Annotated in this window: 9 protein-coding genes; 5 read left to right on the top strand and 4 right to left on the bottom strand. The window is 60.8% G+C overall.

The features are described 5' to 3' along the window. Positions 1 to 32: 32 nt before the first annotated feature. From BLS51_RS20095 to BLS51_RS20105, 3 genes are read right to left on the bottom strand one after another with little or no spacing between them, the layout of a single operon-like run. Positions 33 to 1,568, bottom strand: a complete 1,536-nt coding sequence (locus BLS51_RS20095) for an ammonium transporter (RefSeq protein WP_090187211.1) — start codon at positions 1,566 to 1,568, stop codon at positions 33 to 35. A 14-nt stretch (positions 1,569 to 1,582) separates the two neighbouring features. Next, positions 1,583 to 1,921 carry a P-II family nitrogen regulator gene (locus tag BLS51_RS20100; RefSeq protein ID WP_090187216.1) on the bottom strand — a complete coding sequence of 113 codons (339 nt, stop codon included), beginning with the start codon at positions 1,919 to 1,921 and terminating at the stop codon, positions 1,583 to 1,585. Positions 1,922 to 1,932: 11 nt separating this feature from the next. Beyond that, positions 1,933 to 2,679 carry a TorF family putative porin gene (locus BLS51_RS20105; protein WP_373994341.1) on the bottom strand — a complete coding sequence of 249 codons (747 nt, stop codon included), beginning with the start codon at positions 2,677 to 2,679 and terminating at the stop codon, positions 1,933 to 1,935. A 278-nt stretch (positions 2,680 to 2,957) separates the two neighbouring features. Between BLS51_RS20105 and BLS51_RS20110 the strand changes: the two genes are divergently transcribed. From BLS51_RS20110 to BLS51_RS20130, 5 genes are all read left to right on the top strand, one after another. Then, positions 2,958 to 3,242 (top strand): accessory factor UbiK family protein, encoded by a 285-nt coding sequence (locus BLS51_RS20110; RefSeq protein ID WP_090187220.1) that lies wholly within the window; start codon positions 2,958 to 2,960, stop codon positions 3,240 to 3,242. A gap of 148 nt (positions 3,243 to 3,390) precedes the next feature. Continuing rightward, positions 3,391 to 4,902, top strand: coding sequence for a YifB family Mg chelatase-like AAA ATPase (locus BLS51_RS20115; protein WP_090187223.1), 1,512 nt, complete (start codon positions 3,391 to 3,393; stop codon positions 4,900 to 4,902). Between the two features lie 115 nt (positions 4,903 to 5,017). Then, on the top strand, positions 5,018 to 6,712 hold the full coding sequence (locus tag BLS51_RS20120) for a M1 family metallopeptidase (protein WP_090187227.1): 1,695 nt from the start codon (positions 5,018 to 5,020) through the stop codon (positions 6,710 to 6,712). Further along, complete coding sequence (locus BLS51_RS20125) at positions 6,709 to 7,197, top strand: hypothetical protein (RefSeq protein WP_307188158.1); 489 nt, start codon at positions 6,709 to 6,711, stop codon at positions 7,195 to 7,197. The genes BLS51_RS20120 and BLS51_RS20125 overlap by 4 nt, the downstream gene beginning before the upstream one ends. 176 nt (positions 7,198 to 7,373) lie before the next feature. Further along, the gene (locus tag BLS51_RS20130; RefSeq protein WP_090187230.1) at positions 7,374 to 7,715 is read left to right on the top strand and encodes a DUF1840 domain-containing protein; all 342 of its coding nucleotides are present in this window, start codon (positions 7,374 to 7,376) and stop codon (positions 7,713 to 7,715) included. On the opposite strand, the gene BLS51_RS20135 is transcribed toward BLS51_RS20130, so the two are convergent. Further along, a complete protein-coding gene (locus BLS51_RS20135; RefSeq protein ID WP_090187232.1) occupies positions 7,712 to 11,539 on the bottom strand; it encodes a sensor histidine kinase in 3,828 nt (1,275 codons plus the stop codon). The genes BLS51_RS20130 and BLS51_RS20135 overlap by 4 nt on opposite strands. Between the last annotated feature and the right edge of the window lie 179 nt (positions 11,540 to 11,718).

Here is an 11,718-nt window from a genome sequence, read left to right on the forward strand (position 1 = left end):
CCGCAGGGCGCTTTTCATTGAAAACTTATCAATTAATGATGATAAGCCGATTCACCGTGGGTGGTGATGTCCAGGCCTTCGCGCTCTTCCTCTTCAGGCACGCGCAGGCCGATGACGATGTCCACCAGCTTGAAGGCCACCAGCGCAACGATGCCGGACCAGATGATGGTGGTGCCCACCGCAGTAGCCTGCACGATCACTTGCGAAGCGATCGAGTAGTCTGGCGATGGCTTGTTGGCAACGTAGTCGAAGATGCCCTGGCCGCCCAGCGATGGTGCAGCGAACACGCCGGTCAGGATCGCGCCCAGGATGCCGCCAACGCCGTGCACGCCGAACACATCCAGCGAATCGTCCGCGCCCAGCAGTTTTTTCAGGCCGTTGACGCCCCACAGGCAGATCACGCCAGCCAGCAGGCCGATGATCAGCGCGCCCATTGGGCCGACGAAGCCGCAGGCCGGGGTGATGGCCACCAGGCCGGCCACCGCACCCGAGGCGCCACCCAGCATCGATGGCTTGCCTTTGAAGATCCACTCAGCGAATACCCACGACACGGTAGCGGCAGCGGTTGCCAGCAGCGTGTTGATGTAGGCCAGCGCGGCGATGTCGCCGGCTTCCAGCGGCGAGCCGGCGTTGAAGCCGAACCAGCCCACCCACAGCAGCGAAGCGCCGATCATGGTCATCGTGACCGAGTGCGGTGCCATCGACTCGCGGCCGTAGCCGACGCGCTTGCCGATCACATACGAACCCACCAGGCCGGCAACGGCGGCGTTGATGTGCACCACGGTGCCGCCGGCGGTATCCAGCGCGCCTTTCTGGAACAGGAAGCCGCCTTTGGCGGTTTCCACGGCCAGCGTGGCGGCGTCCTTGATCGCGTCAGGGCCGGTCCAGAACCAGACCATGTGGGCGATCGGCAGGTAAGCGAAGGTGAACCAGATCACGATGAACGCCAGCACGGCAGTGAACTTGGCGCGTTCGGCGAAGGCGCCAACGATCAGCGAGCAGGTGATGGCCGCGAAGGTCGCCTGGAAGGCAACGAACATGAACTCAGGAATCACCACGCCCTTGCTGAAGGTCGCCGCGTAAGCGAACGTGCCTTTGATCGGGTCGTAGATGTTGTTCAGGAAGGTGCGGTCATGCAGGTTGCCGAAGAACGCATTGCCCTCGGTGAACGCCAGCGAATAACCGTAGATGCACCACAGCACCACGATCAGCGCGAAGATCATGAAGACTTGCATCAGGATCGACAGCATGTTTTTCGAACGGACCAGGCCGCCGTAGAACAGCGCCAGACCAGGAATCGTCATCAGGATCACCAGCAGCGTAGCGACCATCATCCAGGCGTTGTCGCCCTTCTGTGGCGTAGGCGCGGCAGCGGGAGCGGCTTCGGCAGGCGCGGCTGGTGCAGCAGCGGCCGGTGCGGCGGCTGGCGCTTCAGCAACAGGTGGCGATGCGACTGCGGCAGCGGCAGCCGGCGCTTCCGCCGGCTTGGCGTCCTGGGCGTGCACGGGTGCGGCCAGCGCCAACAGGATAGAGACCCCAGCTAGCAAGCTTGTTATAGTTTTCTTCATTCTCGTTCTTCCTATTAGAGAGCTTCGTTGCCGGTCTCGCCGGTACGAATACGGATCACTTGTTCCAGGTTGGTCACGAAGATTTTGCCGTCGCCGATCTTGCCGGTACGGGCAGCGCCTTCAATCGCTTCGATGGCCTGTTCGACGACGGCGTCATCCACCGCCGCTTCGATCTTGGTCTTCGGCAGGAAGTCCACCACATACTCCGCACCACGGTACAGCTCGGTGTGGCCTTTCTGACGGCCGAAGCCTTTCACTTCGGTGACCGTAATCCCCTGCACGTTGATCGCCGACAGGGCTTCACGCACCTCGTCAAGCTTGAACGGCTTGATAATGGCGGTAATCATTTTCATACTGGCCTCGCTTAAAAGATTTTGGAAATGGTCAGGACAGCACCTTTCTTACCCAGGTTCTTCCCGTTTCCGACGTAGGCATCGGTGTCGGCATAGACCGCCGCCAGGCCAACTGAAACCACGCCGAAATCCTTGGTGACGCCCACCTTGTAGTCGGTGTAGCTGACAGCGCCGTTATTCTTGACGTTCTGACGGCCGACGTGCAGGTTCAGCACGAAGCCATCGGCGATCTCCTGGTTCAGCTGGGCGTCGATGTAGCCGGAGTTTTTCGAATCGGCCGTGCCAAACAGGTTGGTGGTCGAGTGCGAATACTTCAGCGAGGCCGGGCCCACCGAGATCTGGCCATACAGCTCGAAGGTGTTGGCGCTGGTGCTCAGCTTGTTCGACGGATAGTAGTAGTACAGGCCGCCGACGTCATAGCTGACCAGGTCGGTGATGGCGCCGCGCTTGCCGCCATAGATGTCCAGCTCGACGTCGCCATCGCCGCCGCCATCCTTGATCCATTTGATATTGGTAGCCCAGGTGCCGGCATAGAAGCCGGTCGGGTTGTTCACATAGTCCGCGCCAACTTGTAGGGCCGGTTTCAGGCGGGTTTGCGAAATACCGCGATAACGGTAGTCGCTGACAACGGCAGCGTTGAAGCTGACTTCGTTGTCGGGTTTGGCTTCAGGGGCGGGTGCCGCCTCCTGGGCCTGCGCCATGGATGCGAATGCTAAGGTCAACGCAGCGATCAGGGTTAAGTTCTTGGCCATTTTCATAATTGTTTTTCCTAGTGAGTTGAACTTGATGAGCAGATGCGGTTTAAAATCCTTGTTAAGCGAAGCAATGAAAAGCATTCATTGGCTTCTTTAGCAGAATGTGTGCCAGCTAATGTTGTTCAGCAATCAGGTGCCGTATCATGGTTGACAACGGCCCGGCTCAACCCAAAGTGGGAATCATCACGCGCGCAAAGAGGGATATCGGCGGTTTCGCACCACATTAACGCCGGATCGCACCATAATGGTGCAATGAGAGACTAACCAGATCAAGGAATATTATGGATATGAACACTTTTTTTAATGACTTGCAAAACAAGATCAGCCAAGCGATCGAAAACTCACCAGCAAAGGACATTGAGAAGAACGTCAAGTCCATGATGACGCAGGGATTCGCCAAACTGGACCTGGTGACACGCGAGGAATTCGATATCCAGACGCAAGTCCTGGCCAAGACCCGCGCCAAGCTGGAAGCCCTGGAAACCCGCCTGGCCGCCCTGGAAGCCCAAGCCGGCGGCGACGTCACCGCCGCCAAGGTGGAGATCGCCAAGGGCGAAGTGCTGTAACGAAATGCTGTAACGAAGTGCTGTAAATCGAATCGCTCGATCACTGCGATCTGGGCGCGCTTGACTACCTGCCATTTGCGGTAGCGCAAACGATGGTGCATGGTCTGAGGTTACGCTCGAAGCTGATCCATTCGTCGATCCTTAAGCCATGTCACTCGCCGTACTCAAAAGCCGTGCCCTGGCCGGCATGGAGGCGCAGGAAGTCAGCGTCGAAGTGCATCTGGCGAATGGGCTGCCGTCGTTTGCCATTGTCGGGCTGGCGGATACGGAGGTGAAGGAAGCCAAGGACCGCGTCCGCGCCGCCATCCAGAACGGCGGCTTTGAATTCCCGGCGCAACGCATTACCGTCAACCTCGCGCCGGCCGATCTACCGAAGGAATCCGGCCGCTTCGACCTGCCGATCGCGCTCGGCATCCTCGCCGCCTCCAGGCAAATTCCCTCAAGCCGTTTGCACCAATACGAATTTGCCGGTGAACTATCGTTGTCCGGCGAACTGCGGCCGATTCGCGGCGCGCTGGCGATGTCGCTGGCCACCCGCCGCGATGGCGGCTGCCTGGCCTTTATCCTGCCGCTGGCGAATGCGGATGAAGCGGCGCTGGTAGCCACCGCCGCCATCTATCCGGCTGATTCCTTACTGCAGGTATGCCGTCACTTCGCTGGCAAGTCGGTGGAGAACATGCTGTCGCGCCATGAAGCGGCTCCCGTTGTGGTCGCTGCTGAATATGCGGACTTCGCCGATGTCAAAGGCCAGGCTTTCGTCAAGCGCGCGCTGGAGGTCGCCGCAGCAGGAAACCATTCGGTACTGCTGGTCGGCCCGCCAGGCGCAGGAAAAACCATGCTGGCTTCGCGCTTCGCGGGGCTTTTGCCAGAAATGAGCGACGAGGAAGCATTGGAGGCAGCAGCTGTGCAATCGCTGACCAGCGCTTTCCGCATCGAACAGTGGAAGCAGCGTCCGTTCCGCTCGCCGCATCACACCTCGTCCGGCGCGGCATTGGTCGGTGGCGGCAGCGTACCGCGTCCGGGCGAGATTTCGTTGGCGCACCGCGGTGTGCTCTTCCTTGACGAACTGCCCGAATTCGACCGCCGCGTGCTGGACGTGTTGCGTGAGCCGATGGAATCGGGACGCATCACCATTTCGCGCGCCGCGCATCGGGCGGATTTTCCCGCAAAGTTTCAATTGATCGCCGCCATGAATCCCTGCCCCTGCGGCTACCAGGGCCACGCCAGCGTTGTGTGCAAATGTTCCCCCGATGCCATCCTGCGCTACCAGAATCGTATCTCCGGTCCGCTCCTCGACCGCATCGACATCCAGATGGAAGTCGCCTCGGTTCCTGCCGAGGTTCTCGCAGCCGATACCTATGGCGAGCCCTCCTCCATCATTGCCGCACGCGTGCAAGAAGCTGCATCGTTGCAGTTACATCGGCAAGGCAAGTGCAACCAATATCTCACGCCCCGCGAAATCGACCATTACTGCAAGCTCGACCGTATCAGCAAAGCAAAGCTCAAGCACACGATGGAGTTCTTTCATTGGTCAGGCCGCGCCTACCATCGCGTGCTGCGCGTGGCGCGCACGATCGCCGACCTTGAAAAGAGCGAGCGTATTCAGGCAAATCATCTCAACGAAGCGCTCCAATATCGGCGTGCGCTCCAAAAGGACTAGCCGGCAGGACTAGCCAGCACCCAATATAAAAACCGGCCAGCGCCATCCATTGACGTAGCAAGTCTTGCGCGCTTGCTGCTATATTTGCTCGCAGCTTCTTAACGCCAGGACCACGATGACACGCTTGCCTGTTTACCTCGCCGCCAGCACGCTGCTGGCCGGTTGCGCCACGTCGCAACTGCCGCTTACCGACTTTACCGCCAACTCCGGCAGCCCGCGCGCGCCGGAGCAGCTGGCGGTAACGTTCGAGAAGGTCGACCTGGCGCTGCGCGTCGATCCATCCAGCAAAAGCATCAGCGGCGATGCCACCCTCACCTTCGTGCTGAAAGAACCGCTGAGCCGCATCGCCGTCGAACTGGACCGCAACCTGCCGGTCGACAGCGCCAGCATCGACGGCGTCGCATTGACACCATCAGCAATCAGCAATCCTGAAGGCCGCCTGTACCTGACATTGCCGACACCATTGCCAGCCGGCGCCCGCAGCAGCGTGCGCATCAAATACCATGGCGTGCCGCACATCGCCAGCAAAGCCCCATGGGACGGCGGCTTCACCTGGAGCCAGACCAGGGACGGCCAGCCATGGATCGCCACCACCGTCGAAGGCGAAGGCTGCGACCTGTTCTGGCCGTGCATCGACCATCCGACCGGCAAGCCGCAACAGATCGACCTGCACATCACCGTGCCATCACCGCTGGTGGTGGCCAGCAATGGCGTCGCCACCGGCATGGAAGAAAAGGACGGCTGGCGCACCTACCACTGGCGCGCCAGGAATCCGAGCACCTACGGCGTTGCCCTCAACATCGGCCCGTACGAAACGCTGTCGGCCGACTACGCCAGCCGCTACGGCAACATCATCCCGCTACGCATGTGGTATCTGAAAGGCCACGAGCAGCAGGCGCAAGGGCTGTTCAAGGAATTCACGCCGATGCTGGATTTCTTTGAATACCGCGTCGGCCCCTATCCGTTCGGTGACGAAAAAATGGGCGTGGTCGAAACGCCGCATCTCGGCATGGAACACCAGACCATCAACGCCTATGGCAACGGCTACAAGAAATCCGCCTACGGCTACGACTGGCTGCTGCATCACGAACTGTCGCACGAATGGTTCGGCAACCAGATGACCAACGCCGACTGGGATGATATGTGGCTGCACGAAGGCTTCGGCTCCTACATGCAACCGCTGTACCTTGAATCGTTGCGTGGCGAACGCGAGTTCCAGATCGAGCTGTTCAACCTGCGCAAGCAGCTGCTGAACAAGGCACCGGTCGTCAGCGGCAAATCGCAACGTATCGAGGATGTCTACCAGGATGAACGCGGCGGCCCCGGCAACGATATCTACGCCAAGGGCGCACTGATCCTGCACACGCTGCGCAACCTGATCGGCGATGACGCCTTCTTCAACGCCATGCGCCGCATGGTCTACGGCACCGTCACGCCAGCGCCGGGCAACTTCCAGCCGCGCTGGAGCAGCACGAAGGAGTTCATCCAGTTCGCCAACGAAGCCAGCGGCCGTGACCTGGACTGGTTCTTCAACGCCTACCTGTATCACGCCGACCTGCCGCAACTGGTGGAAGAGCGCAGCGCGGATAAACTCAGACTGCGCTGGCAACTGAAAGATGGCGGCGCCTTCCCGCTGCCGCTGCAAGTGCGCATCAACGACCGTATCGAAACACTGCCGATGCGCGATGGCGTCGGCGAACTGCCGCTGCCGCCGCACGCCATCGTCACCATCGATCCGATGTCGCGCGTGCTGCGCCAGCAAGCCCACATCGATGCGTGGAAAGCCAACGAGGAAAGTAAAAAGAAATGATGCGCACCCTGCCACCGGCCTTGCTATTGGCCCTCGCCTTGACGGCTTGCAGTCCCAAATACGATTGGCGCGACTACCGCAGCCAGGAAGCGCCGTACAGCGTGCTCTTCCCCGGCAAGCCCGCCAAGCAAACCCGCATGGTCAAGCTCGATCAGCTGGAGGTCAGCATGAATATGACTGCCGCCGACATCGACGGCGTGGTGTTCGCCATCGGCAGCGCGCAGCTGGCGGATGCGGCACAAGCGCCGGCCGCCATCGCCGCCATGCAGACCGCCATGGTCAATAACATCGGCGGCACGGTCACCAGCAGCAAGGCCTTGCCCGGGGGCGCGCAGGAGCTTGACGCCAGTGGCAAGACCATGCGCCTGATCGGCCGCTTTCTCACCAAAGACAGGCGCGTGTACCAGATTGTCGTGATCGGCCCAGCGCAAAAAATCGAGGCCGAAACGCTGGAAACATTCTTCAGTTCTTTCAGACTTTTGTGAAAACTGAAGTATTGGCTTAGGGAATACTTAATCTGGGTGCGCCAGCGCCCAAACAGCCGGGCCAGGGTCTTGTAAAGTTTCAGCTATGTACTAAAGTCTAGCTAACGGACGTGCCGTTACCTAAGCAAACCGGCGCGCCGCGACTCTTTCAACCATAAGACCAAGAAAGCGCAGCCATGTTAATTGCATTCAAATCGAAGTCCAGCCCGGAAGTCTTGATGTATCAGGAACACGCTCAACGCATCCTGGACCTGTTGCACAAGAATCCCACCCGTGGCGTGATCACCGCTGCCGAAGCGGCGCAAGCGCTGTCGATCCTGGAACACGAAGTCGCCGAGACCAAGCTGCATCCGGAGAACGACGTCGAACACGACATCCACAGCCACGAACAGGAAGAAGGCGAAACCCGGGAACACGCGATGGCGCAGCGCGTCGGTTTCTCCGCCCGCGCCTACCCGCTGCTGGAAATGCTGCGCACCGCCAAGGCGGAAAACGAGCACATCATCTGGGGCATTTAATCCCCCGCCAGGGACGCCTTCAACGGCAAGTCGATCGTGAAGCGCGTCCCGATACCCACCGCACTGTCCACCCGTATCGTTCCATCCAGCAGCGACGTCACGATGTTATAGGTGATGCTCAAGCCCAGCCCATTGCCGCCCTGTCCCAGCTTGGTGGTAAAGAAGGGATCGAAGATGCGCGCCTGGTGCTCGACCGGTATGCCCTTGCCGTTGTCCTCGAACACAATGCGCACGCGGTCCGAGCCGAGTTGCACCGCCCACATACGCATCTCGCCGCCCTCGCGTCCTTCAAACGCATGCAGCAGCGCGTTGTTGATCAGGTTGATGATCACCTGGCCGTAAGGTCCCGGAAAGCTGTCCAGCACGATATCGTCCGGCATTTCCAGCACGATCTGATGGCCGGCCTTGCGCACCTGGTTCTTCATCGTCATGACGATTTCCTGGCTGGCCTGGTGCAGATTGAACTGGCGCCGCTTGGCGCTGGCCTGGTCGACCGCCACCTGCTTGAAGCTGTTCACCAGTTCGGCCGCGTTGCGCAGGCTGCGCATCAATAACGTCGAGGCTTCGCGCGCCGCATCAATGAAGTTGCGCAGGTCGGAACGGCGCAGCGTGCTGCCGTTGTTCATCATCTCGATCTCGGTGGTCTTGTCTTCCAGCGTCGAGGCGATCACCAGGCTGTTGCCGATCGGCGTATTCAATTCGTGCGCCACGCCGGCCACCAGCGAGCCCAGTGCCGCCAGCTTTTCCCGCTCCACCAGTTGCTGCTGCGCGTCCTGCAACTGACGATATGCATCCGCGTTGGCAAACGCCACCGCCACATACGAGGCCAGTGTGGTCAGCATGTCGAGGTCGATGCGCTGATAGGCGTGGCTACGGTAGCTGTGCACGGTAATCACGCCGCGCACCTGGCCGCTGACCGAGATCGGCACGTAGATCAGCGAGCGCGGCTCGGTCGGCACCGAGCCATCTTCCAGCGTGCCCATGTTCTCGGCGCCGGACACCAGGTCCAGCTTGGAGATGTAGCGCTGGTATTCGTGCTCCAGGTCGTTGATGAACACTTCCTGCGCATGGTTGATGCACCACACCGCCAGCTGCTCGGACTCGCGCATGCTGCGCGTGTAAGGCGTATAGCGCTTGCCGCGCTCCATCGCGAACGGATACTCGATCAGCTCGCGCTCCGGCCGGTAAATGCCGATGCCGAACACGCTGGCATCCATCAGCGCATGCACCTGCTGGTACAGCAGCGACATGATGGCTTCGCTATCCAGATTGGCGGTGATGCGGCGGCCGATATCCGACAAGAGCGAAATATTCCGGTGCGCCAGCTCGACGTTTTCCTTCTCGCGTTCGATCGATTCCTTTTGCAGCACCAGCTCGCGCGTGCGGCTGCCGACCTGCTGCTCCAACGCCTGCTTCTGCAACAGCAGCAAGCGGATGCGGATGCGGAACAGCAGGTAGGCGCCGCCCAGCACGCAGCACGCCGCCAGTACGCGGAACCACCAGGTCTTCCAGATCGGCGGCGCAATCGTCACTTCGAGCGACACCGGCTGCTCGCTCCACACGCCATCCTTGTTCGACGCGCGCACGCGGAACACATAGCGGCCCGGGTCCAGGTTGGTGTAAGTGGCAAAGCGCTTGCCGGCATCGGCGCTGACCCACTCGGGATCGAAGCCCTGCAGCTGATAGGCGTAGCGGTTGCGTTGCGGATCGGCGTAATGCAGGGCCGCGAATTCAAACGCGAACACCGCGTCGCGATACGACAGCGCCAGCGTCTTCGCCTGATCCAGCGCAGTGCCGCTGCGTACCGATTGATTGAAGATGGAGAAATCGGTAATCACCACCGGCGGCGGATAGGGATTGTCATGTATGCGCTCTGGCCGGAACGATGTCATGCCTTCCAGCCCGCCAAAGTACAGTGTGCCGTCCGGCGCGCGGTAGCCGGACGCGATGAAATACGAACCATCGATCAGGCCATCCTTGGAGGTGTAGTGCTTGAACGCGCCAGTCTGCGGATTGAACACCGCAATCCCCGATGTCGAGCTGATCCACAACCGCCCCTGCGCATCGCCGAGTATGACGCCGATCGGATCTGGCGCACGTCCATCGGCAGGTGGATACACCTTGAAGTGCGGCGTGCCGTGTTCGTCGATGCGCGCCATCGTCAGGCCGGCGGCCGTGCCGATCCAGATGCGCTGCTTTTCATCCTGATACAGGTGATGGACGCGGTTGTGACTCAAGCTGTCTGGCCTGGCGGCATCGTGACGATAGTGTTCGAAATTGCCGGTAGTGCGGTCCAGCCGATCCAGGCCGTTCTCCGTACCTACCCACAATGTGCCGCGTTTGTCTTCCAGCAGCGCATAGACGCGGCCAGCCAGCTCACCCGGAGTGTTGACATCCGCATGCCAGGTGCGCACCGCCAGCGTCTGCGGATCGATGCGGTGCAGCGCCTGCCGCGAGCCGGCCCAGATCGCCCCATCGCGGCTCACCAGCACATGCTGGATATAGCGTACTTGCGACTCTTCGCTCAACGGCAGCTCGGTGTAACGGCCACTGACAGGATCGCGCCAGAAAAGGCCGTTCAGCGTGCCCACCCATAGCCGGCCGCTGTGATCGGTGGCCAGTGTGGCCAGCGTATCCGATGGCAGGCCATCCTGCCGTGGCTGGTCATTGGCGGCAAATTCCAGCGTGCCTTGCGCGGGATCCAGCAATCCCAGGCCGCCCGCAGTAGCCAGCCACAGCTTGCCACCGGGCGCTGGCGCAATCGCCCGCACCTTCTTGTTACCGATACCGGGTAATACACCGGCATGATCTGTATAACGCTCAAAGCCGCCGCTGGCGAGATCGACACGATCGACGCCGCTAAACCAGTTGCCTACCCACAGCGTGCCGGTGCGGTCCTGGTAAAGCGCGCTGATCTGATTGTCGCTGATGCTGTGACGTTCGCGATTGTCGCGCGGGTAGCTGTAGAAGCGGCCGGTGGCCGGATCGCGGCGCTTCAGGCCATCGGTGAACGTACCCAGCCACAGCGTGCCGTCGCCATCGTGCAGCAGCCTGGGCACGCGCACGCCCGCCAGGTCCGCCGGCACCGGCACCGTCAACAGCTCGGCAGACGATCCAGTCAAGCGCCAGGCTTGCACACCCTTCATGGTGCCCGCCCACAGCACACCGTCGGCGCCGATCGACAGCGACATGATGCTGTTCTCAAGGCGGTTATCCTGCGCGCCGAAATGGCGGAACTGGGTGCCGCCGGCCGGCAACATTTCCAGCCCGCGCGCCGTGCCCACCCACAGGTTGCCGTGCTTGTCGCGCACCAGCGCGGCAACGCGATCGTCATTGATGCTGGACTGGTCGGCGTCGGCATGGCGCAGCATGCGCACGTGGCCGCTGGCAATATCCAGATGCTGCAAGCCCTCGCTGGTGGCCAGCCACAAACCCTGCTTGCCATCGCCGATCATGGCCAGTACCGCCGCCTTGGTCAGCACGTGGGTGAAACTCTGGGTGGCGGCATCGTAGCGGTCCAGTCCCCCTTTGCTACCGACCCACAGCTGGCCGGCGGGATCTTCGTACAAGGACTGGATGTAGTTGTCCTGCAGGCTGCGTGGATTGGCGGGGTCGTTCTTGAAGGTGGTGACGCGATAACCGTCGTAACGGTTCAGGCCGGCCTGTGTGCCGAGCCAGATATAGCCACGCTTGTCCTGCTGGATGCTGGTGACGGATTCCTGCGTGAGGCCCTGTTCCACGCCCAGATGTTCAAAGCGCAGCGTCAGCGGCGCGGCGTGCGCAACTAAGCACCACATCAACAGGGAAAACAGCACAGCGCGCATAGGGTTGCATCTCCGATATCAACCCATTTTAATGCACAAAAGCAAAAAAGCCCCAACCAGTTTCATCCTGGAAGGGGCTTTTTCTAATAACTAGCTTGACGATAACCTACTTTCACACTGGTTGCAGCACTATCATCGGCGTAGAGTCGTTTCACGGTCCTGTTCGGGATGGGAAGGGG

Origin of the sequence: Duganella sp. OV510 (genome assembly GCF_900100205.1) — a bacterium.
In the GTDB taxonomy this organism is placed as follows: Bacteria; Pseudomonadota; Gammaproteobacteria; order Burkholderiales; family Burkholderiaceae_D; genus Rugamonas.

Coding starts and splice junctions, on each gene's coding strand:
- BLS51_RS20095 (WP_090187211.1), bottom strand. CDS start 1,568: ATGAAGAAAACTATAACAAGCTTGCTAGCTGGGGTCTCTATCCTGTTG.
- BLS51_RS20100 (WP_090187216.1), bottom strand. CDS start 1,921: ATGAAAATGATTACCGCCATTATCAAGCCGTTCAAGCTTGACGAGGTG.
- BLS51_RS20105 (WP_373994341.1), bottom strand. CDS start 2,679: ATGAAAATGGCCAAGAACTTAACCCTGATCGCTGCGTTGACCTTAGCA.
- BLS51_RS20110 (WP_090187220.1), top strand. CDS start 2,958: ATGGATATGAACACTTTTTTTAATGACTTGCAAAACAAGATCAGCCAA.
- BLS51_RS20115 (WP_090187223.1), top strand. CDS start 3,391: ATGTCACTCGCCGTACTCAAAAGCCGTGCCCTGGCCGGCATGGAGGCG.
- BLS51_RS20120 (WP_090187227.1), top strand. CDS start 5,018: ATGACACGCTTGCCTGTTTACCTCGCCGCCAGCACGCTGCTGGCCGGT.
- BLS51_RS20125 (WP_307188158.1), top strand. CDS start 6,709: ATGATGCGCACCCTGCCACCGGCCTTGCTATTGGCCCTCGCCTTGACG.
- BLS51_RS20130 (WP_090187230.1), top strand. CDS start 7,374: ATGTTAATTGCATTCAAATCGAAGTCCAGCCCGGAAGTCTTGATGTAT.
- BLS51_RS20135 (WP_090187232.1), bottom strand. CDS start 11,539: ATGCGCGCTGTGCTGTTTTCCCTGTTGATGTGGTGCTTAGTTGCGCAC.